This is a genomic window from Aeromicrobium sp. S22, assembly GCF_009661045.1.
Classification (GTDB): domain Bacteria; phylum Actinomycetota; class Actinomycetes; order Propionibacteriales; family Nocardioidaceae; genus Aeromicrobium; species Aeromicrobium yanjiei.
Window position 1 is genome coordinate 455,895 of record NZ_WJWV01000003.1, and the last position, 25,753, is coordinate 481,647.

The 25,753-nt window shown below is 70.4% G+C and carries 26 protein-coding genes and 1 riboswitch; of the genes, 12 read left to right on the forward strand and 14 right to left on the reverse strand.

The genetic code is table 11. From position 1 onward, the window contains the following. Genes GEV27_RS15190 through GEV27_RS15205 form a run of 4 tightly spaced genes read right to left on the reverse strand, consistent with a single transcriptional unit; the run spans position 1 to position 5,226 of the window. The gene (locus GEV27_RS15190; protein WP_309222296.1) at positions 1 to 1,425 is read right to left on the reverse strand and encodes an aminotransferase class V-fold PLP-dependent enzyme; all 1,425 of its coding nucleotides are present in this window, start codon (positions 1,423 to 1,425) and stop codon (positions 1 to 3) included. Then, positions 1,415 to 2,761 (reverse strand): MFS transporter, encoded by a 1,347-nt coding sequence (locus GEV27_RS15195; protein ID WP_153909424.1) that lies wholly within the window; start codon positions 2,759 to 2,761, stop codon positions 1,415 to 1,417. Before GEV27_RS15195 ends, GEV27_RS15190 begins: the two co-directional genes overlap by 11 nt. Before the next feature lie 41 nt (positions 2,762 to 2,802). Further along, positions 2,803 to 4,230, reverse strand: a complete 1,428-nt coding sequence (locus GEV27_RS15200) for a trehalose-6-phosphate synthase (RefSeq protein ID WP_153651706.1) — start codon at positions 4,228 to 4,230, stop codon at positions 2,803 to 2,805. Between the two features lie 30 nt (positions 4,231 to 4,260). Beyond that, on the reverse strand, positions 4,261 to 5,226 hold the full coding sequence (locus GEV27_RS15205) for a Gfo/Idh/MocA family protein (protein ID WP_194944228.1): 966 nt from the start codon (positions 5,224 to 5,226) through the stop codon (positions 4,261 to 4,263). Between the two features lie 75 nt (positions 5,227 to 5,301). On the opposite strand from GEV27_RS15205, the gene GEV27_RS15210 reads away from it, so the two are divergent. From GEV27_RS15210 to groL, 12 genes are all read left to right on the forward strand, one after another. Beyond that, positions 5,302 to 5,598, forward strand: coding sequence for a DUF3263 domain-containing protein (locus GEV27_RS15210; RefSeq protein WP_153651708.1), 297 nt, complete (start codon positions 5,302 to 5,304; stop codon positions 5,596 to 5,598). 9 nt (positions 5,599 to 5,607) lie between these two features. Beyond that, positions 5,608 to 6,156 (forward strand): LytR C-terminal domain-containing protein, encoded by a 549-nt coding sequence (locus GEV27_RS15215; RefSeq protein WP_153651709.1) that lies wholly within the window; start codon positions 5,608 to 5,610, stop codon positions 6,154 to 6,156. A gap of 7 nt (positions 6,157 to 6,163) precedes the next feature. Further along, a complete protein-coding gene (otsB, locus tag GEV27_RS15220) occupies positions 6,164 to 6,961 on the forward strand; it encodes a trehalose-phosphatase (protein ID WP_153909421.1) in 798 nt (265 codons plus the stop codon). A 196-nt stretch (positions 6,962 to 7,157) separates the two neighbouring features. After that, a riboswitch (SAM riboswitch) is annotated at positions 7,158 to 7,272 on the forward strand. A gap of 16 nt (positions 7,273 to 7,288) precedes the next feature. Further along, positions 7,289 to 8,566, forward strand: coding sequence for a threonine synthase (gene thrC / locus GEV27_RS15225; protein WP_153654938.1), 1,278 nt, complete (start codon positions 7,289 to 7,291; stop codon positions 8,564 to 8,566). Positions 8,567 to 8,595: 29 nt separating this feature from the next. After that, the gene (locus GEV27_RS15230) at positions 8,596 to 8,874 is read left to right on the forward strand and encodes a MoaD/ThiS family protein (RefSeq protein ID WP_153651711.1); all 279 of its coding nucleotides are present in this window, start codon (positions 8,596 to 8,598) and stop codon (positions 8,872 to 8,874) included. 112 nt (positions 8,875 to 8,986) lie between these two features. After that, positions 8,987 to 9,187 carry a cold-shock protein gene (locus GEV27_RS15235; protein ID WP_153651712.1) on the forward strand — a complete coding sequence of 67 codons (201 nt, stop codon included), beginning with the start codon at positions 8,987 to 8,989 and terminating at the stop codon, positions 9,185 to 9,187. 105 nt (positions 9,188 to 9,292) lie between these two features. Then, positions 9,293 to 11,116, forward strand: coding sequence for a hypothetical protein (locus GEV27_RS15240; RefSeq protein WP_153934967.1), 1,824 nt, complete (start codon positions 9,293 to 9,295; stop codon positions 11,114 to 11,116). Beyond that, positions 11,113 to 11,322 carry a hypothetical protein gene (locus tag GEV27_RS15245; RefSeq protein ID WP_153651714.1) on the forward strand — a complete coding sequence of 70 codons (210 nt, stop codon included), beginning with the start codon at positions 11,113 to 11,115 and terminating at the stop codon, positions 11,320 to 11,322. The genes GEV27_RS15240 and GEV27_RS15245 overlap by 4 nt, the downstream gene beginning before the upstream one ends. Before the next feature lie 34 nt (positions 11,323 to 11,356). Beyond that, positions 11,357 to 11,791, forward strand: a complete 435-nt coding sequence (locus GEV27_RS15250) for a hypothetical protein (protein ID WP_153651715.1) — start codon at positions 11,357 to 11,359, stop codon at positions 11,789 to 11,791. Further along, complete coding sequence (locus GEV27_RS15255) at positions 11,788 to 13,035, forward strand: hypothetical protein (RefSeq protein WP_309222297.1); 1,248 nt, start codon at positions 11,788 to 11,790, stop codon at positions 13,033 to 13,035. Before GEV27_RS15250 ends, GEV27_RS15255 begins: the two co-directional genes overlap by 4 nt. Before the next feature lie 100 nt (positions 13,036 to 13,135). Beyond that, the gene (locus tag GEV27_RS15260) at positions 13,136 to 13,699 is read left to right on the forward strand and encodes a dihydrofolate reductase family protein (protein ID WP_153909419.1); all 564 of its coding nucleotides are present in this window, start codon (positions 13,136 to 13,138) and stop codon (positions 13,697 to 13,699) included. A 178-nt stretch (positions 13,700 to 13,877) separates the two neighbouring features. Further along, complete coding sequence (groL, locus tag GEV27_RS15265; protein ID WP_153651717.1) at positions 13,878 to 15,509, forward strand: chaperonin GroEL; 1,632 nt, start codon at positions 13,878 to 13,880, stop codon at positions 15,507 to 15,509. A gap of 81 nt (positions 15,510 to 15,590) precedes the next feature. Here the strand turns inward: groL and GEV27_RS15270 are convergent, their stop codons facing one another. The 10 genes from GEV27_RS15270 to galK form a co-directional block, all read right to left on the reverse strand. Beyond that, positions 15,591 to 16,559, reverse strand: coding sequence for a sulfate/molybdate ABC transporter ATP-binding protein (locus tag GEV27_RS15270; RefSeq protein ID WP_153651718.1), 969 nt, complete (start codon positions 16,557 to 16,559; stop codon positions 15,591 to 15,593). Beyond that, positions 16,549 to 17,367, reverse strand: coding sequence for a sulfate ABC transporter permease (locus GEV27_RS15275; RefSeq protein WP_153909418.1), 819 nt, complete (start codon positions 17,365 to 17,367; stop codon positions 16,549 to 16,551). The genes GEV27_RS15270 and GEV27_RS15275 overlap by 11 nt, the downstream gene beginning before the upstream one ends. A 4-nt stretch (positions 17,368 to 17,371) precedes the next feature. Next, positions 17,372 to 18,217 carry a sulfate ABC transporter permease subunit CysT gene (gene cysT / locus GEV27_RS15280; RefSeq protein ID WP_243838886.1) on the reverse strand — a complete coding sequence of 282 codons (846 nt, stop codon included), beginning with the start codon at positions 18,215 to 18,217 and terminating at the stop codon, positions 17,372 to 17,374. Then, entirely contained in the window at positions 18,214 to 19,245 is a 1,032-nt protein-coding gene (locus tag GEV27_RS15285) for a sulfate ABC transporter substrate-binding protein (RefSeq protein WP_153909417.1), read from the reverse strand. Before GEV27_RS15285 ends, cysT begins: the two co-directional genes overlap by 4 nt. 280 nt (positions 19,246 to 19,525) lie before the next feature. Next, positions 19,526 to 20,392 carry a formyltetrahydrofolate deformylase gene (gene purU, locus GEV27_RS15290; protein WP_153651721.1) on the reverse strand — a complete coding sequence of 289 codons (867 nt, stop codon included), beginning with the start codon at positions 20,390 to 20,392 and terminating at the stop codon, positions 19,526 to 19,528. Positions 20,393 to 20,432: 40 nt separating this feature from the next. Further along, on the reverse strand, positions 20,433 to 21,938 hold the full coding sequence (locus GEV27_RS15295; protein WP_309222298.1) for a DHA2 family efflux MFS transporter permease subunit: 1,506 nt from the start codon (positions 21,936 to 21,938) through the stop codon (positions 20,433 to 20,435). Continuing rightward, the gene (locus GEV27_RS15300; RefSeq protein WP_153651723.1) at positions 21,935 to 22,501 is read right to left on the reverse strand and encodes a PadR family transcriptional regulator; all 567 of its coding nucleotides are present in this window, start codon (positions 22,499 to 22,501) and stop codon (positions 21,935 to 21,937) included. Before GEV27_RS15300 ends, GEV27_RS15295 begins: the two co-directional genes overlap by 4 nt. A 112-nt stretch (positions 22,502 to 22,613) precedes the next feature. Next, positions 22,614 to 23,723: a GNAT family N-acetyltransferase gene (locus tag GEV27_RS15305; protein ID WP_153909414.1), complete on the reverse strand. Its 1,110-nt coding sequence runs from the start codon at positions 23,721 to 23,723 to the stop codon at positions 22,614 to 22,616. Between the two features lie 10 nt (positions 23,724 to 23,733). After that, positions 23,734 to 24,579: a prephenate dehydratase gene (locus GEV27_RS15310; protein WP_153651725.1), complete on the reverse strand. Its 846-nt coding sequence runs from the start codon at positions 24,577 to 24,579 to the stop codon at positions 23,734 to 23,736. After that, the gene (gene galK / locus GEV27_RS15315) at positions 24,576 to 25,697 is read right to left on the reverse strand and encodes a galactokinase (protein WP_194944229.1); all 1,122 of its coding nucleotides are present in this window, start codon (positions 25,695 to 25,697) and stop codon (positions 24,576 to 24,578) included. Before galK ends, GEV27_RS15310 begins: the two co-directional genes overlap by 4 nt. Positions 25,698 to 25,753 lie beyond the last annotated feature (56 nt).

The window sequence follows — 25,753 nt, forward strand, 5'->3', positions numbered from 1 at the left end:
CTAGCGCGAGAGCCGGTCGAGGAAGGCGATCAGCAGCGCCTCCCGCAGTGCCGGGGGCGCCACGTCGAGGAGCGCGTTGACCGGGGCCATCCGGTCCGGGACGGTGACCTCACCGGTCCCCGAGCCGAGACCGGCCAGCGACAGGAGCCCGTCGAACGCGGCGTCGTCCAGCGTCGCCGGATCGATCGACACCGCGGCCTCGCGCAGATCCTCGTCGACGACGATCGGCCCGGCGGCCACCGCCGCGTCCACGGACTCGGCCAGGGCGGTCAAGAACTCGGGCACGGCCGGTGCGGTCGCGGCGCACACCGTCAGGTGCAGCGACGCGGGCATGTCGCGGAACGACATCTGCGGCTGCACGAACCAGCCACGGGCGAGCATCTCGTCGCTGAGCGTGAAGACGTCGCACGCGGTGTCCGTCTCGAGCGTCACCAGGGACGAGTCGGGCCGGGTCACCAGGCGTACGTGCGGCTGCTCCTCGACCCCGGCGACGAGGGCTGCGGTCCCGGCGAGGGTCGTGCGGACCAGGTCGAGATAGCCGTCGTCGCCGATCAGGTGCACGACCGCCCAGGCGGCGGCGAGCGGTCCTCCGGACTTGGTCGACTGCGTCGTGGCGTTGAGCATCGTGTAGCCGGGCCAGTCGGCGCTCGCGAAGAACTGCGGACGTCGAAGGTCCGGCGTCGCGTGCAGGAGCAGCGAGACGCCCTTCGGGGTGTACGCGTACTTGTGGAGGTCCGCGGACAGGCTCGTCACGCCCGGCACCCGGAAGTCCCACGGCCCGATGTCGTGCCCGAGCCTCTCGGCCCACGGCAGCACCCAGCCCCCGATGCACGCGTCGACGTGGAAGCGCAGACCTCGTGCGGACGTCTCGGCGGCGATCGCCTCGATCGGGTCGACGACCCCGTGGGCGTACGACGGTGCGGACGCGGCCACGAGCACGACCCGGTCGCGGTGCGCGTCCATCGCCGCGGCCATCGCGACCGGGTCGGCACGCCTCGTCACCGGGTCCACGTCGACCGCGACACGCTCGACCCCGAAGTAGTGGGACGCCTTGGCGAACGCCGCGTGGATCGTGGTGGGCACGATCATGACCGGCGCGGCGACAGGGCGTGCGTCGCGAGCCGCCTGCACGGCCAGCAGGATCGACTCGGTCCCGCCTGACGTCACGGTCCCCACGGTGTCCGCGGTCCCGTGGAACAAGGGCCGCGCGAACGCGACGAGGTCCTTCTCCATCGCGAGCAGGCTGGGGAACGCGGTGGGGTCGAGGCCGTTGGTCGAGGCGTACATCGCCAGCGCCTGCTTGCCGAGCTCGTCGGCGTCGGCGAGGCCGGAGTCGTAGACGTACGCGAGGGTGCGTCCGCCGTGGGTGGGCAGGTCGTCGGCGCGCAGCTGCTGGAGCCGGCGCAGGAGGTCGTCAGTCGACACGGTCGCCTTCCGGGTGAGTCGTCGTCCGGGTGGAGTCGAGTGCGTACCGCCGCAGGAACAGCATGCTGGCGGCGATCAGAACGGCCGGCACCAGCGAGAAGCCGATCGCGATCGCGGTCAGGGCGCTGTCGGGCTGGTCGGCGGTGTGGTCGGTCGAGGAGACGTAGCCGCCGATCGCGAGGATCAGCGCGAAGAGGCCCGGACCGATCGCGAGGCCCAGGGTCTCGCCCGCGGTCCAGACCCCGGTGAAGACGCCGATGCGGTTCTCGCCGGACGTGCGCGCGTCGTGCGCCGCGACGTCGGGCAGCATCGCCATCGGGAAGACCTGGGCGCCCGCGTAGCCGATCCCGACCAGGGCCGCGGCGGCGTACACCACCGCCTCGAGGTCCTGGCGGGCGACGATGAGCAGCGCGGCGCCGACCACGAGGAACGCCGAGGAGATCAGGTAGCCCGAGCGCTTGCCGCGTCGATCCGCGTACCGCTCCCACAGCGGCGTCACGAGCAGCGCGGGTGCGACGAAGGCGGCGAACAGGATCGTCGCCGCGGCCGAGGAGTCGAGCAGGTCGTCCGCGACGTACGCGACGCCCGCGAGCATCGCCCCGACACCCACGGCCTGCAGCACGAACGTGGTGAGCAGGGCCCGGAAGTCGTGGGACGCCCCGACGAGGCGCAGCTGGTCGCGCAGCGAGCCACCTGCGGTCTCGACCCGGTGCTCGGGCGCGTCCCGGGTGCCGCGCCACGCGCCGACCACCCCGACCGTCAGGATCGCGGCGACGTACACGCCCATGAACCGGTAGCCCGTGGCGGTCTCCTCGCCGCCGAAGGCGTTGACGACCATGGGGGCCGTGGCCCCCGACAGCAGGATCGCGAGGGCCAGGACGATGACCCGCCACGTCATCAAGCGGGTCCGCTCGGCGTAGTCGAGCGTCATCTCCGCGGGCATCGCGACGTAGGGGACCTGGAAGAACGCGTACGCCGTGGCGCACGCGAGGAACCAGAAGACCACCCAGGCGCCTGCGAGGAGGGTCGGGCCGGTGGGCCCGGCGAACAGCAGCGCGAAGCAGACCGCGAGGGCCAGCCCGCCCCGGAGCAGGAACGGACGCCGGCGCCCGGCGGGGGAGCTGGAGCGGTCGCTGAGGCGTCCCACGACGGGGTTGAGCAGGACGTCCCAGGCCTTGGGGACGAAGACGATGAAGCCGGCGACCACCGCGGCGATCCCGAGCGAGTCCGTCAGGTAGGGCAGCAGCAGCAGGCCCGGCACGGTGCCGAACGTGCCGGTCGCGACGCTGCCGAGGGCGTACCCGCGGCGGGTGCCCGCTGCCAGCGCCTCAGCCATGCGTCAGTTGTAGCGCACGGCCCGGGTCGGCGGGGTGATTCTCAGATCGGGCGCGGGTTCTTCTCGTGGGGGTCGCGGGTCGCGGTGAGCTCCTCGAGGAAGTTGTTGGCCCACAGCTCGATGTCGTTCTCCATGACCTGCTTGCGCATCGCCTTCATGCGGCGCGCGTTCTCGCGCGGGCTCGCGTTGATCGCCGCGAGCATCATGCTCTTCATGCCGTTGATGTCGTGCGGGTTGACCTGGTAGGCCTGCTTGAGCTCCGAGGCGGCGCCGGCGAACTCGCTCAGCACCAGGGCGCCCCGCTCGTCGTAGCGGCACGCGATGTACTCCTTGGCGACCAGGTTCATGCCGTCGCGCAGGGGCGTGACGACCATGACGTCGGCCGCCCGGTAGAGCGCTGCCATCTCGGCCCGGGGATAGGACGCGTGGAGATAGGTCACCGGCTGCTGGCCGATGCGGGCGACGTCGCCGTTGATGCGGCCCACGAGGCGGTTGATGTCGTCGCGCAGGAGCTTGTACTGCTGCACGCGCTCGCGCGAGGGGGTCGCGACCTGCACGAACACCGCGTCGTCGGGGTGCAGCGAGCCCTCCTGGATGAGCTCGCCGAACGCGCGGAGCCGCTGCCGCAGGCCCTTGGTGTAGTCGAGGCGGTCGATGCCCAGCAGCATCGTGCGGGGATTGCCGAGGCTCTCGCGGATCTCGGCGGCACGGGCGATGACCTCGGGCGTGCGGGCGAGCTCCTCGAAGCCGGCCGCGTCGATCGAGATGGGGTACGCCTTGGCGAGCACCGTGCGACCGTCCGGCAGGTAGATCATGTCGCGGTGGGTCTTGTGCCCGACCCGCTGGCGCACGAGGCGGACGAAGTTCTGCGCGGCACCGGGCATCTGGAAGCCGACGAGGTCCGCGCCGAGCAGGCCCTCGAGGATCTCGCGACGCCAGGGCAGCTGCTGGAAGAGCTCGGTGGGAGGGAACGGGATGTGGAGGAAGAAGCCGATCCGCAGATCGGGCCGCAGCTCGCGCAGCATCGCCGGGACGAGCTGCAGTTGATAGTCCTGCACCCACACGACGGCGTTCTCGCGGGCGACCTTCGCGGCCCGCTCGGCGAAGCGGCGGTTGACCCGGACGTAGGACTCCCACCACTCGCGGTGGAACTCCGGGGGCGCCACGACGTCGTGGTACAGCGGCCAGAGCGTCGAGTTGGAGAAGCCCTCGTAGTACTCGGCGACCTCCTGCTCCGACAGCGGGACCGGCTCGAGGTGCATGCCGTTGTGCTCGAAGGGCTTGACCTTCTCGTCGGCCGCGCCGTGCCAGCCGATCCACGCCCCGCCGTTGCGCTTCATCACGGGCTCGAGCGCCGTGACGAGGCCACCGGGGGAGGTGCGCCACATCGTCGAGCCGTCGGGTGCGGACACCCGGTCGACAGGGAGGCGGTTGGCAATGACCACGAAGTCTGCGGAGCCGTCGGTCATGCGCATCACCTTAGCGGGGATCGTGGGAGGTCACCGCTCGGCGACGCCGAGCTGGGACAAGATCTCGTCCATCTGGCGCTGGATCGACACGGTCTCGTCGAGCGGGAGCAGATCGGACTCGGTCCGGCCGTCGCGCAGGCACGCCGCGACCTCCTCGATCTCGTGGGCGTAGCCGCGGCCCGTGACGGGCTCGGAGACCGTGACCTCCTCCTCGCCACGGACGAGCGTGAGACCGGACGGGTGGTGGAACCGCCCGGGGACCTCGATGCGGCCGGCGTCGCCCGCGACGCTGGCCCGGTTGTCGCCCCACGCGAGCTGGGTCCACGAGATGCTGGCCACGGCCCCCGAGGCGTACGTGAGGACCGCCCCGCCGTTGACGTCGATGCCGCGGTCGGACAGCACGCCTCCTGCGGCTATCGAGACGGGCTCGCCGAGGACCAGGTGGGCGAAGGTCAGCGGATAGATCCCGACGTCGAGCAGTGCGCTCGCGCCGAGGGCGGGGTCCCAGAGGCGGTCGTTGTCGGCGGGTGCGGCGAAGCTGAGCTCGGCACGCACCTGCGAGACCGTGCCGATCGAGCCGTCGGCGACCAGCTCCTTGACGCGACGGATGACCGGGTGGGTGCGCATCCACATGGCCTCGGCGAAGAACAGGCCGCGCTCGCGCGCCTCGGCGACCAGCGCCGCGGAGTCACGTCCGTTGAGGGTCAGGGCCTTCTCGCACAGCACGGCCTTGCCGGCCTCGAGGCACATGAGCACGTCCTCGACATGGCGGGAGTGGGGCGTCGCGACGTAGACGACGTCGACGTCCGGATCGGCGGCCAGCTCCTCGTACGAGCCGTGTGCCCGGGTGGCCCCGAAGCGCTCGGCGAACGCGGTCGCGGCCTCACGCCGGCGTGAGCCCACCGCGACGAGCTCGTTGTCTGCGACGAGCGCCAGGTCTGTCGCGAAGCTGGTGGCGATCGCGCCGGTGGCCAGGATCCCCCATCGAGTGGTCATGGTGCAGTCTGGACACATCGGGGCGTTCCCGCCAACCGAATGACATGCGTGTTATTCATGGCCTAGCATGAAGGCATGAGCGCCGTGGAGAAGTCGAACGCCGCCGGCACGTCGACCGCCGAGACGTTGTCCGACCGCGACCGGGAGATCCTGGCGCTCGAGCGACTGTGGTGGCAGTACGCCGGCGCCAAGGAGCAGGCGATCCGCGACAAGTTCGACATGTCCGCGACCCGCTACTACCAGGTCCTCAACGCGCTGATCGACCGGGAGGACGCCCTTGCGTTCGACCCGCTGCTGGTCAAGCGCCTGCGTCGTCTCCGCGCTCAGCGTCAGCGCAGCCGCTCGGCCAGGCGCCTCGGCATCGATCTCTGAGGCGCCATGGTGGCGCACCGCAAGAACGTCCCGACTCGCAAGGCGTACGTGCCGAGGGGATGGTCCATCCTCCTGACCGTGATGCTGTGCATCGGCGGCGCCGGCTGGCTCGGGCTGCTGATCGTGGGCGACTCCGACGACCCCGTCGCCTCGCCGACCACACCGTCGATCTCCGTGCCCCCCGACTCCTCGGGCTCCGCCACCGAGCCGACGCCCAAGCCGACCAAGAGCACGAAGACCACCGAGCCCACGCCCAGCGCGGCGCCCACCGAGAGCGCGCCCGCGGTCCGGCGTGACGCGCCCGTGTCGGTGCTCAACAACTCCGGCATCGGGGGAGCGGCCGCGGCGTTCTCGGCCAAGGTGACCGCGGCGGGCTGGTCGCTCGGCGGCATCGGCAACTGGACCGGGTCGATCCCGGCCAACACCGTGTACTACCCGCCGGGTCTGAAGGCGCAGGCCGAGCAGCTCGGCCAGGACGTCGGGATCGAGCGCATCCTGCCCAGCGTGGCACCCATGAGGATGGACCGGCTGACGATCATCTTGTCGGGCCCGCAATGATCGGGGTATGAGCTCGTCCACCCGCGCCGCCGTCCTGGCCGATCCGCGCCACACCCTGCTGGCCGTCGACTTCGACGGGACGCTCGCCCACATCGTCGAGGACCCCACCCGCGCGTACGCCCATCCGCGGTCGGTCGCGGCGCTCGCGAGGCTCGGGACGGTGCTCGGCCAGATCGCGATCGTGACCGGCCGCCCCGTGCCGCAGGCGCTCGAGCTCGGCGGCTTCGAAGGGCGTGCGGGGCTGGAGCACCTCGTGATCTACGGGCAGTACGGCGCCGAGCGCTGGGACGCCGAGAACGGGGAGACGACCCGGCCCGACCGGCCGGACGCGATCCGACGTCTCGCGGACGTCCTGCCGTCCTGGCTCGCCGAGCGCGGTGCGGGTGACGCCCGCCTGGAGGACAAGGGGCTCGCGATCGCGATCCACACGCGCGGCATCGGCGAGGGGCTGCTGGACTCCCTCGCGGCCCCCCTCGCCGAGCTCGCCGCCGAGCTGGGCCTCGCGGTCGAGCCGGGTCGCCAGGTGATCGAGCTGCGTGCCCCGGGCCACGACAAGGGTGACGCGCTGCGCCTGCTGGTCAACGGCCTGGACGCCCGCCAGGTGATCTTCGCGGGCGACGACCTCGGCGACCTGCCGGCGTACGCCGCGGTCGAGTCGCTGCGTGAGCGGGGAGTCGGGGGCCTCCTGATCTGCTCCGCCTCGACCGAGCAGGACGCCCTGGTGGCGCGCGCCGACGTCGTCCTCGACGGCCCCGACGCCGTCGCGGACTGGCTCGAGCAGCTCGCCGACGACCTCCACGTCTGACCCCCGGCCGCGGATTCCCAGGAGAACCTGGGAATCTGTCGCCTCGCACGCGTTGCGACCGGGGCGAGGCGCCGGTTTCCGGGCAGAGGCACCCGTCTCGCCGCGTACGCGGTGCGGCGTGCCCGCATGCCGAACGGCAATCGTCCACCATGTGGACGGAGTAGACACATCGTGAGACGCCCGCCTAGGCTGGGGCCACTCATCCAGAGGGGTAGAGGGACACGGCCCGACGACACCCCAGCAACCAGTCGCGACATGCGACCAGGTGCTCATTCCGTCCCGGACGACAGTCGATCCGGGAAAGATGACCCGGAGGTACGCGTGACCATCACCGCCCAGAGCTCGACCCAGGCCGCCACCCGTCCCGTCGTCCGCGAAGGGGCCTTCGGTCACGCGACCGGCCTGGCCTGTCGCGAGTGCGGCGCCACGCAGGAGCTCGGCCCGCACTACGTGTGCAGCGAGTGCTTCGGCCCGCTCGAGATCGTGTACGACTTCCCGGCCGTGACCCGCGAGCAGATCGAGGCCGGACCGGCCAACATCTGGCGCTACAAGGCGCTGCTGCCGGTCCCGGACGACATCGAGACGAGCCCCAACCTGGAGCCCGGCTTCACGCGGCTCCTGCGGGCCGACAACCTCGCGGCCGAGCTGGGCCTGTCCCGGCTGTGGGTCAAGGACGACAGCACCAACCCGACCAACTCGTTCAAGGACCGCGTCGTGGCCTGTGCGCTCAGCGCGGCCCGCGAGCTCGGCAGCAAGGTGTTCGCCTGCCCGTCGACCGGCAACCTGGCCAATGCGGTGGCTGCGGCCGGGGCGCGGGCCGGCATCAAGACCGTCGTGTTCATCCCCAGCAACCTGGAGACCCCCAAGAAGGTCAACTCGGCGATCTACACCGAGAACCTCGTCGCGGTCGACGGCAACTACGACGACGTCAACAAGCTCGCGAGCGAGATCGCGGGCGAGGAGGACGGCTGGGCCTTCGTCAACGTCAACGTCCGCCCGTTCTACGCCGAGGGGTCCAAGACGCTCGGCTACGAGATCGCCGAGCAGCTCGGCTGGCGGCTCCCGGACCAGATCGTGATCCCGGTCGCCTCGGGCTCGCAGCTGACCAAGGTCCACAAGGCGTTCCGCGAGCTCGTGAAGCTGGGCCTGGTCGAGGACAAGCCGGTCAAGATCTACGGCGCCCAGGCCACGGGCTGCTCGCCGGTGTCGGAGGCGTTCCGTCAGGGCTGGGACGCGATCAAGCCCGTGCGCCCCGACACGATCGCCAAGTCGCTCGCGATCGGCAACCCGGCCGACGGCATCTACGTGCTCGACATCTGCCGCGAGACCGGAGGAGCCGTCGCCGACATCTCCGACGACGAGGTGCGTGACGCGATCGTCCTGCTCGCCCGCACCGAGGGCATCTTCACCGAGACCGCCGGCGGCACGACCGTCGGCGTGCTGAAGAAGCTCGTCGAGAGCGGGGTGCTCGACCCCGAGCTCGAGACCGTCGTCATCAACACGGGGCACGGCCTCAAGACGCTCGACGCCGTCACGGACCTCGTGGGTCCCGCCGCCACGATCGCCCCCACCTACCAAGCCTTCGTCGACGCCGACATCGTCTGACCTGATCCCACCAGCCGAGGAGCACGCCCATGTCAGTTGCAGTTCGCATCCCCACGATCCTGCGCGCGTACACGCAGGACCAGTCCCAGGTCACCGCCGAGGGAGGAACCCTCACCGACGTCATCGAGTCGCTGGAGTCCAGCTTCCCGGGGATCAAGGCGCGTGTCGTCGACGAGCAGGGCAAGCTGCGCCGCTTCGTCAACATCTACGTCGCGGAGGAGGACGTCCGGTTCTCGCAGGGCCTGGACACCCCCACGCCCGACGGCTCCCAGGTCTCGATCATCCCTGCCGTCGCCGGGGGTTGCTGACCCGTCCGGGGCTCGCGGACCGGCCGTGACCGCAGGGCGCCGAGGCGGGTACGCTCTTCATATCGAGCCCTCGGCAGGTGGGCTCGCATCTGTGACAGGTGGGAGTGGCGGCATGGTGCATGGCACCGTCAAGTGGTTCAACGCTGACAAGGGCTACGGGTTCATCGAGGTGGAGGGCCAGGACGATGTCTTCGTCCACTGGTCCAAGATCGCGTCCGACGGCTACAAGACGCTCGAGGACGGCCAGAAGGTCGAGTTCGAGGTGGTCGACGGGCCCAAGGGTCGCGAGGCCCACGAGGTCGTCAGCCACTAGGCAGCACAGGGACCCGGTCCGGGGGGACCGGGTCCTTTCATGTGTCGGCGAAGCGTGGCCTATACGACACTTGCCATGTCACATGAGCACTGACATACTCCCGGTATGCTCATCTCCGCTGCTGACCCCGTCACCGCCCCGACCGGTGGCGCCGAGCTCGGTCAGGTCATCGGCCTGTCGGTAGCCGCCACCGTGGTCACGTGCATCCTGCTGGCCATCGCCTGGGCCCACCGGACCCACCGCATCGACTGGTTCGACAATCTCGGCAAGCGCCTCGGCGCGCAGTACGGCGAGCCCGGCTGGTCCACGATCCCGACGATGTTCGTCGCGAGCTCGCTGATCGTCGCGCTCCTCGGCTTCATGTGGGACGTCAGCCTCCACGCGGGCCGGGGACGAGACGCCGGACCGCTGGCCAATCCCGCGCACTACCTGATCCTGTACGGGCTGTTCGCCCTGTTCGTCGCGGGCATGTCGGCGATCGTCTACCCGCGGGACGGGGAGAAGCCCGGCATCGCAGCCGTCCGCATCACCCGCCACTGGTACGCCCCCGTGAGCGGCATCTTCATCGCGGCGTGCGGCCTGTACGCCCTGATCGGCTTCCCGCTCGACGACGTCTGGCACCGCATGTTCGGCCAGGACGTGACGCTGTGGGGACCCACGCACCTCATGCTCATCGGCGGCGCCGGCCTGTCCACCGCGGGCATCATCCTGCTGAACCGTGAGGCCGAGATCCACATGCGCGCCCAGGGCCGGGCGATCCCGACCTGGCTCAAGACCACGCTCAACTCGGTCGCGTTCGGAGCGCTGCTGATCGGTCTGTCGGTGTTCCAGGCCGAGTTCGACTTCGGCATCGCCCAGTTCCGCATGGTGTTCGCGCCGCTGATGATCGTGGCCGCGGCCGGCATCTCGCTCGTGGCGGCGCGCCTCTACGTGGGGCCCGGCGCCGCGATCGGTGCAGCGACCTTCTTCCTGCTGATGCGCGGCATCATCTCCTTCCTCGTGACCGACGTGATGGGAGAGGCCCACCACGTCTTCCCGCTGTATCTCGGCAGCGCGATCCTCATCGAGCTGCTCGCCCTGTCCCGGCTCAAGGACAAGCCGTTGTGGTTCGGCGCGGTCGGCGGCCTGCTGATCGGCACGGTCGGACTGGTCATCGAGAAGCTCTGGAACGACCAGGTCTTCCAGTTCGCGTGGACCCGGGACATGTGGGTCGAGGGCCTGCTCATGGCCGTCCCGGTCGCGATCGGTGCGGGCCTGTGCGGAGCGCTGTTCTCGATGGGCCTCAAGGGCCAGCTGCCGCACAGGAACGTGGGCCGGGTCATCGTCACCGCCTCGGTGCTCGCCCTGTCCGCCGCGGTCGCCAACGGCCTCTACGCGACGGTCCCGAAGGACGAGTCGGCCACGTTCGCGCTGACCCAGGTCGGCACCCCCGAGGAGCCCGAGGTGACCGCCCAGGTGACCTTGTCCGACGGCGTCGCCGACGACGACCCCACCTGGGTCCAGATCACCGCGTGGCAGGGCGGCGGTGAGGGGGTCGTCACCGACCGCCTGCGCCGCACGGGCGACGGCACGTACGAGTCGACCAAGCCGGTCCCCGTCGGCGGCAACTGGAAGACGCTCCTGCGCGTGCAGGACGGACGTACGCTCGCGGCCGTCCCGATCTTCCTGCCGGCGGACGCGCCGCTCAAGGTGGGTGAGGTCCCGGCCTCCGCCTCGTTCACGCGCGAGTTCGTCCCCGAGATCGACATCCTGCAGCGTGAGCGCAAGGACGACAGCTCACCCGTGCTGTGGGCCGGCGCCAACATGGTCGTCCTGCTGTGCAGCCTCGCCATCATCATCGGCATCTGCGTCTCGGTCTCGCGGGTCGCCCGCCGGATCGAGGAGCATGAGGCCGCGGGGTCCGATCGAGCACCTACCCTGACCTCATGACCCCTGACGGCACACAGGTGCTGGGTGACGTACTGCTGGCCCACCACGTCGCGCTGCTCGCGATCCCGGCGATCGTGCCGGCCGTCGTGGTGGTCGGGGTCGTCCTCTACATCGCCCGCAAGGACCGACGTGAGGAACGGGAGGAGCGCGAGCTGATCGAGCGCGCCCTCGACCCGGCCGAGAACGACGACACCGACCGACCCTGACCCCTCCCACGACCCATGAAGAGAGTGGCCACGCATGAAGATCGCCCTTGCCCTGCTCGCCTCCGTCCTGCTCCTGACGGGGTGCAGCGGATCGGACTCCGACGGAGCCCAGCCGTTCGGCGGTGACGCGCCACGCACCCAGCCCCAGGAGCAGGCCGAGCAGCAGGAGAAGGCGCAGAAGGAGCTCGGCGACGCCGAGCGCGGCACGGTCGTCGAGGTCGCGATCAAGGACGGCACGGTGGTCCCGCAGGGCGAGCGCGTCGAGGTCGGGGTGGGCGAGAAGGTCACGCTCGAGGTGAGCTCGGACGCCGCAGAGGAGATCCACGTCCATTCCGACCCCGAGCACACCTTCGAGGTGCCGGCGGGCGGCGCGATCTCCGAGACGTTCTCGGTCGACACCCCCGGGCAGGTCGCGGTCGAGGCCCACCACCTCGGTGCCACGATCGTGCAGCTCGTCGTCCGTCCGTGACGCTGCCCGCAGCCCCCGGCGCAGGCCTCGCGGCCCACGGCGTCGGCGGCTCGACCGATCTGCCGATCCCGTTCATCTACGCGATGGTGGGCGCCTCCTGGGCGCTCACGATCTCGTTCGCGGTGCTCGCGCTGGCGTGGAAGGAGCCGCGGTTCCAGGACGAGGACGCGGCCCCCGAGCCGCCGCGGCGGCCGTGGCTCGCGGCCCTCGGCCTGCTCCTGACCGCCTGGGTGCTCGTGGCCCTGTACGCGGGCCCGTCCGATCCGTCGAACGGCGGCCTCCAGGCGTTCTACATCTTCGTGTGGGTGGGCCTGGTCCCGCTGGCACTGGTCGCGGGACACGTGTGGCGCGATCTCTCGCCGTGGCGCACGCTCACGGGACGGGGCCGCTGGGCTTACCCCGAGCGCCTGGGCTACTGGCCCGCTGCGATCGGCCTGTTCGCCTTCGTGTGGCTCGAGCTGGCGTCCCCCGACCCGGGCGACGTGTCGGGCGTGCGCACGTGGGTCGCGGTCTACGCCGTCGCGATGCTGGCCGGCGGGCTCGCCTTCGGACCGCGGTGGTTCGACCGGGCCGATCCCTTCGACGTCTACAGCGCGATCGTCGCGCGGATGTCGCCCGTCGTCCGCGGCGGCCGGCGCTCCCGCAACCCGCTGCGGGGGCTGACGACCGTCCCGGTGGCCCCCGGGCTGGTCGCGGTGCTCGCGGTCCTGCTGGGCTCGACCGCGTACGACAGCTTCTCCGCCTCGCCGTTCTGGCAGCGCAAGTCGTTGTCGGATCTGCAGCACTCCGCGACGCTTCTGGGTTTCTGCGTCGTCGTGGGGGTGCTGTTCGTCGCGGCGGCGATGGCGACCGGGGGAGTCACGTCCGCGCAGCGGCGGGCGATGCCGGGCGCGCTCGCGCACTCGCTCGTGCCGATCGTGATCGGCTACGTCTTCGCGCACTACCTGACGTACCTGCTCGAGAAGGGGCAGGCGGCGTTCTACGCGCTCCTCGACCCGCTCGGGCGCGGGTGGACGCCCCTCGGGGAGCCGGACGTCTCGTACTTCCTCACCGAGCACACCTCGACCCTCGCGGCGCTCAAGGTCACCTTCGTGGTGGCCGGCCACGTGCTCGCAGTCGTCGCGGCCCACGACCGGGCCCTCGTGCTGCTGCCCAGGGCGCACCGGCTCAGCGGGCAGCTCGCGATGCTCGTGCTGATGGTCGCCTACACGTTCACCGGGCTGTACCTCCTGTTCTCCGTCTGACCGCCGCGCCACCCCCGGGGCGGTGGATCTGCCACCGTATGAGCCCGATTTCGCGCTCATACGGTGGAGCATCCACCGCCCGCGGGGGTACGGTCCGGAGATGGCGACGATCTACAACACCGCGACGACGCTCGACGGCTTCCTGGCCACCTCGGACAACTCGCTGCAGTGGCTCTTCGACGTGCCGGGCGCGGACGACGAGGAGGGCGGCATCAACGACTTCTTGTCGGGCATCGGCGCGATGGCGATGGGCTCGACGACGTACGAGTGGGTCGTCGACCACGAGTCGCTGCTCGAGCGGCCAGCGACGTGGACTGCGTGGTACGGCGACCGGCCCACGTGGGTGTTCACGCACCGCGACCTCCCGGTGGTGCAGGGAGCCGACATCCGGTTCACCGAGGCGCCGGTGCCCGAGGTCCACGCCGAGATGGTCGCCGCGGCGGGCGGTCGCGACCTGTGGGTCATGGGCGGCGGAGACCTGGTGGGGCAGTTCGCCGACGCCGGCCTGCTCGACCGCATCGTCACGACGATCGCGCCGGTGACCCTGGGCGCGGGGGCGCCGCTGCTGCCGCGCGACCTGCGATCGGACCGGTTGACGCTCACCTCGGTGGCCCAGCGCGGGCAGTTCGCGGAGCTCACGTACGACGTCGGCCCCCCGGCCTGATTGCGCTGGGTGGATTAGCACTCGTATAGTGAGAGTGCTAGCAGCGCAGCTGCCGAGCACCGGATCAGATCGATGAGGTTGTGGGCCGAGGCGAGAAGGGTTCGCCGTACGCCGCAGCCGTCCGTCGCGGGCATCGTCTGGTCTTCCACGTCGACAACCAAGTCGGAGAAACGTACACATGGCAAAAACGATTGCTTTCAACGAGGAAGCCCGTCGCGGCCTCGAGCGCGGTATGAACCAGCTCGCCGACGCGGTCAAGGTGACCCTCGGCCCCAAGGGTCGCAACGTCGTCCTGGAGAAGAAGTGGGGCGCCCCCACGATCACCAACGACGGCGTCAGCATCGCTCGCGAGATCGAGCTCGAGGACCCGTACGAGAAGATCGGTGCGGAGCTCGTCAAGGAGGTCGCCAAGAAGACCGACGACGTCGCCGGTGACGGCACGACGACCGCTACGGTCCTCGCCCAGGCCCTCGTCCGCGAAGGCCTGCGCAACGTCGCGGCCGGCGCCAACCCGATGGGTCTGAAGAAGGGCATCGAGACCGCTGTCGAGGCCATCTCGGCCCAGCTGCTCGGCATGGCCAAGGACGTCGAGACCAAGGAGCAGATCGCCTCCACCGCGTCCATCTCCGCGGCTGACACCACGGTCGGCGAGATCATCGCCGAGGCCATGGACAAGGTCGGCAAGGAAGGCGTCATCACGGTCGAGGAGTCGAACACGTTCGGCATCGACCTGGAGCTGACCGAGGGCATGCGCTTCGACAAGGGTCACCTGTCGGGCTACTTCGTTACCGACCCGGAGCGTCAGGAGACCGTCCTGGACGATCCCTACATCCTGATCGTCAACTCCAAGATCACGTCGGTCAAGGACATGGTCCCCGTCCTCGAGAAGGTCATGCAGTCGGGCAAGCCGCTCGTCATCATCGCCGAGGACATCGAGGGCGAGGCCCTCGCGACGCTGATCGTCAACAAGATGCGTGGCACCTTCAAGTCGGTCGCCGTCAAGGCCCCCGGCTTCGGTGACCGCCGCAAGGCCATGCTGGCCGACATCGCGATCCTCACCGGTGGCGAGGTCATCAGCGAGGAAGTCGGTCTCAAGCTCGAGAACGCCGACCTCAGCCTGCTCGGCACCGCCCGCAAGGTCGTCACGACCAAGGACGAGACCACGATCGTGGAGGGCGGTGGCTCGGACGACCAGATCGCCGGTCGCGTCAACCAGATCAAGGCCGAGATCGAGAACAGCGACTCCGACTACGACCGCGAGAAGCTGCAGGAGCGTCTGGCCAAGCTCGCCGGCGGCGTCGCGGTCATCAAGGTCGGCGCGGCCACCGAGGTCGAGCTCAAGGAGCGCAAGCACCGCATCGAGGACGCCGTCCGCAATGCGAAGGCTGCTGTCGAGGAGGGCATCGTCGCCGGTGGTGGCGTCGCTCTCGTGCAGGCCGCAGCTGCGGTCTTCGCCAAGCTCGAGCTCACGGGCGACGAGGCCACGGGTGCCAACATCGTGCGTGTCGCCGCTTCGGCCCCGCTCAAGCAGATCGCGGTCAACGCCGGTCTCGAGGGTGGAGTCGTCGCCGAGAAGGTCGCGAACCTCGACGAGGGTCACGGTCTCAACGCCGCCACGGGTGAGTACGTCGACCTGATCGCCGCGGGCATCATCGACCCGGCCAAGGTCACGCGCTCGGCGCTGCAGAACGCAGCCTCGATCGCGGCGCTGTTCCTCACCACCGAGGCCGTCGTCGCCGACAAGCCTGAGCCTGCTCAGGCCGGCGGAGGCGCCCCGGACATGGGCGACATGGGCGGCATGGGCTTCTAGTCCGCGCTGCTCGACCGAACGACGCAGGGCCCCGCAGGACGCATCAGCGTCCGGCGGGGCCCTTGCCGTCTGCGGGGGTGGTCAGGCCCGGACCAGGTCGGCGCCGACGCGGGGGCGCAGCCACACCATGTCGCCCTCGTGCAGCTGCAGTGCGGTGGCCTCGGCCCGGGTCAGCACGACCTGCACCGGATCGGGGTGCAGTGCATCGGTCGGGGTGACCTCGAGGCGTACCTCGAAGCCCACACGCGTCCAGCGGGTGATCGGGCCGGACGCCGTCGCGGCGTGCTCGTAGCGGGTGATGTCGATGTCGTGCGGGCGGATGAGGCGGTCCCCGAGCCGGGTGACGGGGCCGAGGAACGACAGCACGAAGTCGCTGGCCGGGCGGTCGTACAGGTCGTCCGGGGTGCCGATCTGCTCGATGCGGCCCTCGTTGATGACGACCAAGTTGTCGGAGACCTCGAGGGCCTCCTCCTGGTCGTGGGTCACGAACACCGTCGTCACGTGGACCTCGTCGTGCAGGCGGCGGAGCCAGTCCCGCAGCTCCTTGCGGACCTTGGCGTCGAGCGCGCCGAACGGCTCGTCCAGCAGCAGGACGCTCGGCTCGATCGCCAGCGCCCGCGCGAGGGCCATGCGTTGGCGCTGGCCGCCGGACAGCTGCGAGGGCAGGCGGTGGGAGAACTGCTCGAGGTGCACCAGCTTGAGCAGCTCGGCGACCCGGCGCCGGACCTCGTCCTTGGGCTTCTTGCGGATCTCGAGGCCGAAGGCGACGTTCTTCTCCACGGTCATGTGCTTGAACGCGGCATAGTGCTGGAACACGAAGCCGACGTTGCGCTTCTGCGCGGGGACGCCGGTCGCGTCGACGCCCTCGATCTCGATCGAGCCGCTGTCGGACGACTCGAGTCCCGCGATGATGCGCAGCAGGGTCGACTTGCCGCCGCCACTCGGGCCGAGCAGGGCCGTGAGCTGTCCGCTCGGGATGCTCAAGTCGATGTCCTGCAGCGCCACGAAGTCGCCGAAGTTCTTGTTGACGCCGCGGATCTCAATGCTCATCGGTGTCGTCCTTGGGTCGAAGGATGGTCACGACGACGAGCGCCGCGACCGCGATCAGTGCGAGCAGGAACGAGGTGGCGTACGCGGATCCCTGCTCGAAGTCCTGGTACTTCTGCTCGACGACCAGCGTGGCCGTCTGGGTCTGCTGGGCGACGTTGCCCGAGACGATCTTGACCGCGCCGAACTCGCCCAGCGCGCGCGCCAGGCTGAGCACGACGCCGTACACGAGGGCCCACTTGATCGAGGGCAGCGTGATGCGGCGGAACGTCTGCACCGCGCCGGCGCCAAGGCTCTTGGCGGCCTGCTCCTGCTCGGTGCCGATCTCGTGCAGGACCGGCACGATCTCGCGGATCACGAGCGGCAGGCTGACGAAGGCCGTGGCCATGATGATGCCCGGCGTCGCGAACGCGACCTGCAGGCCGACGTCCTCGAGCGCAGGACCGAACGTCCCGTTGGTGCCGCCGTACGCCAGCAGGAGGGCGAGACCGACGACGACGGGGGAGACCGAGAGCGGCAGGTCGATCAGGGCGGACAGGATCCGCCGGCCCGGGAACTCGTACCGCACGAGCAGCAGCGAGATGCCCACGCCGAAGACCGTGTTGATCGCGACCGCCCACAGCGCAACGACGACGGTGAGCTGGAGCGCGTCCGTCACGACCGGATCGGACAGTGCGGTCTGCAGGTTGTCCAGGCCGCCCTCGAACGTCTTCTGCACCACGAGGGCGACGGGCCAGATGACCAGCAGGAACAGGTAGGCGACGACGAGCACGCGGCGCAGGTACGTGCCCGCGGTCCGCGGCTGACGCATCCGGCTAGCCACGGCGGGCCACCCAGGAGGAGATCAGCTGGAGCGCGACGATCGCGGCGAGCGCGACCAGCAGCAGGATCGTGGCGACCGAGGCGGCGGCGGCCTCGTTGCCGTTCTCGATGTAGGTCAGGATGCGCACGGACGCGACCTCCGTCTTGAGCGGGAGGTTGCCCGACAGCAGGACCAGCGAGCCGTACTCGCTGATGCCGCGGGCGAACGACAGCGCGGCGCCCGCGGTGATGGCCGGGGCCAGGCTCGGCAGGATGATGCGGCGCAGCGTCGTGAACCGGCTGGCCCCGAGCGAGGCGGCGGCCTCCTCGACGTCGCGGTCCAGCTCCATGAGGACGGGCTGGACCGTCCGGACCACGAACGGCAGCGTCACGAACAGCAGGGCGAGGAAGACCGACCGCTCGGTGTTGGCGACATTGACCCCCAGCGGGCTGTCCGGGCCGTAGAGGCTGAGCAGGACCAGGCCCGCGACGATCGTGGGGAGCGCGAACGGGATGTCGATGACGACCTCGAGCAGGCGCTGGCCCGGGAATCGGTCGCGGACGAGCACCCAGGCGATGAGCGTCCCCATCACGACGTTGATCGCGGTCACGACGAGGGCTTGCGTCACGGTGAGGCGCAGGGCCGCGGCGGTCTGCGGATTGGTCAGGGTCTCGCGGAACGTCGCCCAGCCGCCGTCGATGGACTGGATCACGACCAGCGACAGCGGGATGAGGACCAGGAGGCTGAACCAGGTCAACGCGATCCCCAGGCCGAGGCCTGAGGACCGCGTCAGCGAGGTCGCGCCCCTGGCACGGCGCTTGCGCGCGGTGCTGGGGGCGAGGGGCGCGTCGATCGTCACGACTTCCCGGACTCCGCGATGATCTTGGTGATGATGCCGTCGTTCTCGTCGAAGAACTTCGTGTTGATCGCGTCCCAGCCGCCGAGGTCGCCGTCGATCGTGAACAGCTTCGACGGGGTCGGGAACGGGTCCGCCTCGTCGTTCGCGCCCTCGACGGTGCCGACCTCGACGCCCTGAACGGACTCGAGCGGCCGGAAGCCCTTGGAGACGTACTGCTGCTGGCCCTCCTTGGTCAGCACGTAGTCGAGGAACTTCTTGGCCTTCGGGTCGGCGTCGACCGTCACGGCGGCTGGGTTCTCGATCTTGAGGGTGTCGTCCGGGACGACGTAGTCGATCTCCTCGCCGTTCTGCCGCGCGAGGATCGCCTCGTTCTCGTACGAGATCAGGACGTCGCCCGTGCCGCCCTGGAAGGCGGTCGTGGCGTCGCGGCCGCTGCCGGGCAGGGCCTTGACGTTGGCGAAGACCTTGGTCAGGTACGCCTCGGCGTCCTGCTCGCTGCCGCCTTCGCCGATCACGTGCTGGTACGCCGCGAGGATGTTCCAGCGGGCTGCGCCGGACGAGCCCGGGTTGGGCGTCACGATGCCGATGCCGGGCTTGGCCAGGTCGTCCCAGCCGGTGATCTTCTTGGGGTTGCCCTTGCGGGTCACCAGGACCACGACCGAGTCGGTCACGATGCCCTTGTTGGGGCCCGCGTTCCAGTCCTTGGCGACGAGGCCCGCGTCGACCAGGCGGGTCACGTCGGGGGTGATCGAGAAGTGCACGTAGTCGGCCTTGAGGCCGCCGGCGACCGCGCGGCTCTGGTCGCCGGACGCGCCGTACGACTCCTTCCACGACGTGCCCTTGCCCGCGGTCGTCTTGGCGAACGCTGCCTGCGCGGCGTTGTTGCCGGCCTTGGGGACCGCGAAGCCGACGAGCGAGAGCTGACTGCCGTCGCCCCCGGACGCGCCACCACCGCAGGCCGCGAGGACCGCTGCGCCCAGTGACACCGCGACGGCCGTGGCCACGCTCTTGCGGGTGAAGGTCAACATGTTCCTGCCTCGGGGATCCAGGGCACGCCACCGTGCGTGCTCGGATCCTCAACGTAGGCGTTTCTCGCCCGGCACTTTTCCCGTCTCACGATGCAGGACGCACCGACAGATGCTGAGACGCCCGCTACCGCCCCCGACCGTTCCGCCGGTTGCCGGTTTCCCACGGGACCGTGGGGTTTGGTCACTTCCCGCGGGTTTCAACGCTAGGGGAGTGACGAATTCCCACGGTCCCGTGGGAAACCGTCAACGGGGGCGGGGGCGCGGGCGGGGCGGGGCGGGGTCAGTCGAAGACGACGGTGCGGGGGCCGTTCATGAGGACGCGGGACTCGGCGTGGAGCTGGACGGCTCGCGAGAGGGTCTGCGACTCGACGTCGCGGCCGACGCGGGCCAGGTCGGCGGCCGTCATGCGGTGGTCGACGCGAAGGACGCCCTGGTCGATGATCGGGCCCTCGTCCAACGCGGCCGTGACGTAGTGGGCCGTGGCGCCGATCAGCTTGACCCCGCGGTCGTGGGCCTGCTGGTACGGCCGTGCGCCCTTGAAGCTGGGCAGGAAGCTGTGGTGGATGTTGATCGCCCGTCCCTCGAGCGCGCGGCACAGGTCGTCCGACAGGATCTGCATGTAGCGCGCGAGCACGACCAGGTCGATGTCCAGCTCGTCGACCATCGCGAGCAGCGCGGCCTCCGCGTCCTGCTTGGTGTCGGGCGTGACCGGCACGTGCGTGAACGGGACGTCGTACGCGGCCGCGAGCCTCTCGAGGTCCCGGTGGTTCGAGACGATCGCCGGGATCTCGACGTGCAGGGCGCCGGTGCTCTGGCGATAGAGCAGGTCGTTGAGGCAGTGCCCCTCACGCGACACCATGACGAGTGCGCGCAGCGGGCGCTCGGCCGGCACGAGGCGGTACGTCATGCGGTGCTCGGCCGCGACGGGGGCGAACTGCTGCGACACCGTGGCCACGTCCCGGGGCTCGGGGACGTCGAAGTGCACGCGCAGGAAGAACTCCGCCGCGCTGTCCGGGCCGGAGGTGACGTCGGTGAACTGCTGGCTGTCGAGGATGTTGCCCCCCGACTCGGCGATCCAGCGGGTCACCGCGAACACGAGACCGGGACGGTCGGGGCAGGACAGGGTCAGGACGAACGACGAAGGCACCCGACCACTCTAGGAGAGGGCCGGGCGCCTCCGGAACGCGCTATGCGATGGGGGCCGCTTCCTCGGCGGCTGCCGCCCGCGGCCTGCCGTGGCCCGCGTGGGTGGGCTTGGCCAGGAACAGCACCAGCACGATGCCGACCAGGAATGCGGCGACCGGCAGGTAGAGGGTCTGCGACATCGCCTCCGCGAACGGGCCCTGGATGACGTCCGGCATCTTGTCGCCGGCGGCCTGCAGGTCCTGCGAGGAGCCCTCGATGCCGTTGGCGGTCAGCCGGGCCTGGATGAGCGCCGCGATCGCTGCGCTGCCGAGCACCGCACCGATCTGGCGGGTCGTGTTGTAGACGCCCGCGCCGCTGCCGGCCGAGGACATGGGCAGGTTGCGGGTCGCGGTGGCGCTCAGCGGCGCCCACAGGCATGCGTTCGAGACGCCGAACAGCGCCATCGGCAGGCACAGCTGCCACACCGGGGTCGTGGGGGTGATCAGCTGCGACAGCCAGAACATCGCGGCCGCGGCGGTGCCGAAGCCGACCAGCGTGATGTTGCGCGGGTGGGTGCGATCCACGAGCTTGCCGACGAACGGAGCGAGCAGGATGAGCACGACCGCCATGGGCACCATCAGCAGCGCCGACCCGGTGGGGCTCCACCCGCGGACCCCTTGGGCGTAGAAGAAGAACGGCAGCGACATCGCCGTGATCGACAACGACACCAGCGCGATGCCCGCGTTGCCGAGCGAGAAGTTGCGGTCGCGGAACAGGCTCAGGGGGACGAGCGGCTCGTTCTTGATGCGGCTCTGCCAGAACACGAACGCCGCGAACACGGCCAGGCCGACGGCGATGAGCAGCGGGACGCTGAGGACGCCCTCGATCGTGCCCCAGTCGTACTTCTCGCCCTCCTGGATGCCGAAGACGATGAGGAACACGCCGATGCCGCTGAGCGCGACCCCGAGCCAGTCGAACGTGTGGGTGTGCGTCGGCAGCACGGGGACGAGCCGCACCGCCAGCACGAAGCCGACGATGCCGACGGGGATGTTGACGAAGAAGATCCACTCCCAGCCGAGCGAGTCCACCAGCACGCCGCCGAGGATCGGTCCGACGAGCGTCGCGACGCCCGCGGTCGCGCCCCACAGCGCCATGGCCGCACCGCGGTTGGCCGGGGCGAACGTGCGGGTGATGACGGCCATCGTCTGCGGCGTGATGAGCGCCGCGCCGAAGCCCTGGACGACGCGGGCCACGATCAGCATCTCGATCGAACCGGTCAGCCCGCACCACAACGACGCGAGCGTGAAGATCGTCAGGCCGACGAGGTACATGTTCTTGGGGCCGAAGCGGTCGCCGAGGCGGCCCGTGACGAGCAGCGGCACGGCGTACGCGAGGAGGTACGCGCTCGTGACCCAGATGACGGTGTTGTAGTCGGTCCGGAAGTCCTCCATGATCGCGGGCGTCGCGACCGACACGATCGTGTTGTCGACCAGGATCATGAAGAAGCCGATGACCATGGCCCAGAGGGCCGGCCAGGGCTTGTAGTCCGGCGGCAGCTCAGTGCTCACTGCAGATCGGGTTGCCATATGAGGTCCTTGGTCTCGATGCGGGTGATGAGGGTCGTGATCCAGTCGCGCTGGGCGATGGCGGTGGTCAGCAGGTAGTCGCCGGCGATCCAGTACGTCTCGGGGATGCCCCGGTCGCGGGCGGCGCGCAGCAGCGCGGTGAGCTCGGCGATGTCCTCGTCGAGTGCGGTGACGTACTGCTGCAGGTCGGCGGTGGCCTCGGCCGCGCCGATCGTGTGGGCCTCGCTGAGGGCGAGGGCGAAGTGCAGGTACTCGCGGACGGGGCGGGAGATGAGCTCTCTGACGCGTGCCTCGACGGCCTCGCGGCCCGCGGCGGTGATCGCGTACGTCGTCCGCTCGGGACGATTGCCCTCCCGCTCGGTGCCGATCGCCTCGACCAGCTCGTCGGCCTGGAGCCGCTCGACCGTGTGGTACAGCGAGCCCAGCCGGATCTTGACGAAGCGGTCCTCGTGGCGCTCGTGCAGCAGGCGGTTCATCTCATAGGGATGCATGGGCCGCTCGACCAGCAGCGCCAGGACCGAGATGCACAGCGGTTTGAGTGCCATGGTGCCCCGTCTCGATCAGTCCCCGCGCATTACTCCAGCTGGAATATACGCACGATAGTTGCTCTCCGCAACAGCATCCTGGCGCGGGGGTCCGACAGAAGCCGTCGACGGTTCAGCGCAGGAGCTCGTAGCCGCGCAGGTCGTCGAACGACCCGTCGCCGAGGCGCTCGGCGGCCCGCTGCGTGCCGTAGTAGGAGAATCCGGCCGCGAGAGCGATCGCGTGGCTGGCCGGGTTGTCCTCCGCCGCGTACAGCGAGAGGCGTCGCCTGTCGAGCCCGTCGGGGTCGAGCGCGTGGTCGACGACCGTGCGGCACGCCTCGGTCGCCAGGCCGCGACCCCGGGCGTCGGGGTGCATCCAGTAGCCGATCTCGCCGTGGTCCCGGTTGAGGCCGAGCATGTCCATCACGGCGATGTTGCCCAGCAGCTCGTCGCTGTCGCGGTCCGCGACGGCCCACGTGGCCTTCGCCCCCGTCGCGGCCTGCCAGAGGCAGTCGTGCAGGTACGCCTCGGCCGAGGCGACGGTGTACGGCTGGGGGAGCCAGGCCAGGAAGCGCCGGCTGACCGGGTCGTTGCACATCTCGACGAGCCGCGGGACGTCGGCGGCGGTGAACGGACGCAAGCGCAGCCGCTCGGACTCGAGCACCGTCCCCCCGGCCCACGGCGTACTCGGGTAGGGCGCGTCGCCGAAACGGATGGACCCGGTCCACGCGTCGAGGACCCGGCCCCGCTCGTGCAGCATGCCCGGGACCAGGCCGTGCAGCGTGAACCCCGTCGAGTGGGCGACCCTCAAGGAGGCCTCGTTGCCGACGTGTGAACGCCAGTGCACGATCTCGACGCCGCCCTCGGTGAGCGCCCAGTCCACCGCGAGGCGCACGGCCCGGGACATGATCCCGCGCCCGCGTGCCCACGGGTGCAGCGCGAAGCCGATGTCCGCGATGGGCCGTTGCCGGATGTCGACGTTGCCCGCGAACCGGGAGCGCCCGGCGTCGTCGGTCGCCTCGATCGCCCAGCCGCGGTGCGATCCGTCCTCCCAGCCCCGAGGCAGGATCGTGAACGCGAACTGCTCGCTCATGCTCCGCTGGTGGGGCGAGGGGATCGCGGTCCAGCGGACCATCGTGGGGTCGAGGGCCATCTCGAGCATCGCGTCGATGTCGTCCGGGACGTGGGCGCGGATCGTCACGACGCCGTCGCTCAGCACCGGGACGTTCAGCGGCCACCTCACGGCTGGCCCCTCACTGCGAGCGGGTGCGGAAGGGATCGGCGGGATAGACGCCCAGCACCGTGACCTCGGTGGTGAAGAAGGCCAGCTCCTCGAGTGCGCGCGCCAGGGGCCCCTCGTCCGGGTGGCCGTCGACCTCGGCGAGGAACTGGGTCGCGATGAACTCGCCGTCGACCATGTAGCTCTCGAGCTTGGTCATGTTGACGCCGTTGGTCGCGAAGCCGCCCAGGGCCTTGTAGAGGGCCGCCGGCAGGTTGCGCACGTTGAACACGAACGTCGTCACGGTCGGCCCGGAGCCGGGAGCGGCCCGGACGGGCTCGCGGGACAGCACGACGAACCGGGTCGTGTTGTGGTCCTCGTCCTCGATGTCCTCGGCCAGGACGTCGAGACCGTAGATCTCGGCGGCCATGGGCGGGGAGATGGCGGCCTGGGTCGGATCGCCCGCGTCGGCGATCTCTCGCGCCGCGCCGGCGGTGTCGCCGGAGATCACGGTCGTGAGGCCGTGCTCGCGGATGATCTTGCGGCACTGCCCGAGCGCGTGGACGTGGCTGTGCACGGTCTTGATCTGGTCGATCGTCGCGCCGCGCACGCCCATGAGGCTGAACTGGATGCGCAGGAAGTGCTCGGCGATGATGTGCAGGCCCGAGGTGGGCAGGAAGTGGTGGATGTCCGCGACCCGGCCCGCGAGCGAGTTGTCGATCGGGATCATCGCGAGATCGGCCTCCCCGCCGGTCACCGCCGCGAAGACGTCCTCGAACGAGGCGCACGGGACGGCCTCCCAGTCGGGATAGTGCCGATTGGCCACGATGTGCGAGTTGGCACCGGGCTCACCCTGGTAGGCGATCCGTCGAGAGGTCATTGACCTAGTTTGGCACTCGCGTCCGGCACGGGGTGCGCACCGTCCGCAGCGCGTACCGCGAACACCTCGGGACGCTTCCACTGCCGTGCGTCGTAGCGGGCCTCGACGCGATCGCGCAGGGCCTGGACCTTTTCGGGGGCCACGAGGGCGATCGCGCTGCCGCCGAAGCCGCCGCCGGTCATGCGGGCACCGAGGGCGCCCGCCTCGAGCGCGGCCTCGACCGCGACGTCGAGCTCGGGGCAGCTGACCTCGAAGTCGTCGCGCAGCGAGGCGTGGGACGCGGTGAGGATCGTGCCGAGCTGCGCCCAGGCCCGCCGGCTCACGGCCGTGACGGCGCCGCGGACGCGGGCGGTCTCGGTGAGCACGTGCCGGGTGCGGGCCTTGAGGGTCTCGTCGGTCAGCTGCACCGTGGCGTCGAGCGTCGCCTGCGCGAGCCACTCGATGCCGAGCTCGGCGGCCGCCCGCTCGCACTCCTCGCGACGGGCGGCGTACTCGCCGTCGGCGAGGGCGTGGTGGACGCCGGTCGCGATGACGACGAGCGTCAGCCCGTCCTCCTCCCAGCCGAGCGGGACGAGGCGGGTCGTGTGAGGGCTCACGGAGGTGTCGATCTGGACTGCGTGGCCCGCGGCCCCGTAGAGGACTGCGAGCTGGTCCATCAGGCCGACGGGTGCGCCCACGAAGCCGGACTCCGCGCGCTGGGCGACGAGGGCGATCTGGGTGCGGTCCAGGCCGAGGCCGTGCGCCTCGTCGAGCGCGGCAGCGATGCCGCAGGTCGTCGCGGCGGAGGACGACAGACCGGCCCCTGAGGGCAGCCGCGACTCGATCACGAGGTCGACGCCGGTCAGGGCGTGACCGGCGTCCACGAGGCTCCAGATCGTCCCCGCGGCGTACGACGCCCAGCCGTCGACCTCGCCGGGCTGCACCGAGGTCGTGAACGTGACCTTCGCGGCGCCGGGGAGGTCGCTCCACACGTTGATGACGCCGTCGTCACGCAGGCGGGCCTTGACGGTCACCGAGCGGTCGATCGCGAGGGGCAGGACGGGCCCACCGTTGTAGTCGAGGTGCTCCCCGATGAGGTTCACCCTCCCGGGCACGTCCCAGCGGCGTACGTCAGTCACCCGTCGAGCATAGGCGCAGCCCGCGAAGGCGGGCGACCGCGCGACTGGCAGAATGC